The sequence below is a fragment of the Marinilactibacillus sp. XAAS-LB27 genome, assembly GCF_036039175.1.
Taxonomy (GTDB): domain Bacteria; phylum Bacillota; class Bacilli; order Lactobacillales; family Carnobacteriaceae_A; genus Marinilactibacillus.
In genome coordinates, this window is sequence record NZ_JAYXKP010000014.1 from 2543 (window position 1) to 4406 (window position 1864).

The following is a 1864-nucleotide window of genomic DNA, read 5'->3' on the forward strand; positions in this document are numbered from 1 at the left end:
GATATTTGAGCAAACAAAAAAGATAATACTATTATAGACATAATAGCAAATCTCTCAAAACTAAACAAAGTAAAGTAACCTGTGCAAGGTTCCGTTTGCCCTTAAGGCAATATCCTTAGAAAGGAGGTGATCCAGCCGCACCTTCCGATACGGCTACCTTGTTACGACTTCACCCCAATCATCCATCCCACCTTCGGCGGCTGGCTCCCCTNCCTTAAGGCAATATCCTTAGAAAGGAGGTGATCCAGCCGCACCTTCCGATACGGCTACCTTGTTACGACTTCACCCCAATCATCCATCCCACCTTCGGCGGCTGGCTCCCCTAAGGGTTACCCTACCGACTTCGGGTGTTACGGACTTTCGTGGTGTGACGGGCGGTGTGTACAAGACCCGGGAACGTATTCACCGCGGCGTTCTGATCCGCGATTACTAGCGATTCCAGCTTCATGCAGGCGAGTTGCAGCCTACAATCCGAACTGAGAATGGCTTTAAGAGATTAGCTGAACCTTGCGGTTTCGCGACTCGTTGTACCATCCATTGTAGCACGTGTGTAGCCCAAGTCATAAGGGGCATGATGATTTGACGTCATCCCCGCCTTCCTCCGGTTTATCACCGGCAGTCTCGCTAGAGTGCCCAACTGAATGCTGGCAACTAACAATAGGGGTTGCGCTCGTTACGGGACTTAACCCAACATCTCACGACACGAGCTGACGACAACCATGCACCACCTGTCACTCTGTCCCCGAAGGGAAAGCTCTATCTCTAGAGTGTTCAGAGGATGTCAAGACTTGGTAAGGTTCTTCGCGTTGCTTCGAATTAAACCACATGCTCCACCGCTTGTGCGGGTCCCCGTCAATTCCTTTGAGTTTCAGCCTTGCGGCCGTACTCCCCAGGCGGAGTGCTTAATGCGTTAGCTCCAGCACTGAAGGGCGGAAACCCTCCAACACTTAGCACTCATCGTTTACGGCGTGGACTACCAGGGTATCTAATCCTGTTCGCTCCCCACGCTTTCGAGCCTCAGCGTCAATTACAGACCAGAAAGTCGCCTTCGCCACTGGTGTTCCTCCATATATCTACGCATTTCACCGCTACACATGGAATTCCACTTTCCTCTTCTGCATTCAAGTCTTCCAGTTTCCAATGACCTTCCACGGTTGAGCCGTGGGCTTTCACATCAGACTTAAAAGACCGCCTGCGCTCGCTTTACGCCCAATAAATCCGGACAACGCTTGTCACCTACGTATTACCGCGGCTGCTGGCACGTAGTTAGCCGTGACTTTCTGGTTAGATACCGTCAAGGTCGGGGCAGTTACTACCCGACTTATTCTTCTCTAACAACAGAGCTTTACGATCCGAAGACCTTCTTCACTCACGCGGTATTGCTCCATCAGGTTTTCACCCATTGTGGAAGATTCCCTACTGCTGCCTCCCGTAGGAGTCTGGGCCGTGTCTCAGTCCCAGTGTGGCCGATCACCCTCTCAGGTCGGCTACGTATCAAAGCCTTGGTAAGCCATTACCTTACCAACTAGCTAATACGCCGCGGGTCCATCCATAAGCGGCAGCCGAAGCCACCTTTCATCTAAGAGACAGGCGTCTCAAAGACATATGCGGTATTAGCATCCGTTTCCGAATGTTATCCCCCTCTTATGGGCAGGTTACCCACGTGTTACTCACCCGTTCGCCACTAATCCATTCTCTGCAAGCAGAGAATTTCATCGTTCGACTTGCATGTATTAGGCATACCGCCAGCGTTCGTCCTGAGCCAGGATCAAACTCTCGTTTTAAGTGTTTGACTTGCTCATTAATTATAAATTGTGAATGAACCTTGTTCATTCGTTTAGTTGTCTTGATTCATAAATGAATC

Annotated in this window: 1 rRNA gene; it reads right to left on the minus strand. The window is 50.3% G+C overall.

What is annotated here, in order from left to right:
• Window positions 1–232: 232 nt before the first annotated feature.
• A 16S ribosomal RNA gene (locus VXN63_RS11955) occupies window positions 233–1784 on the minus strand.
• Window positions 1785–1864 lie beyond the last annotated feature (80 nt).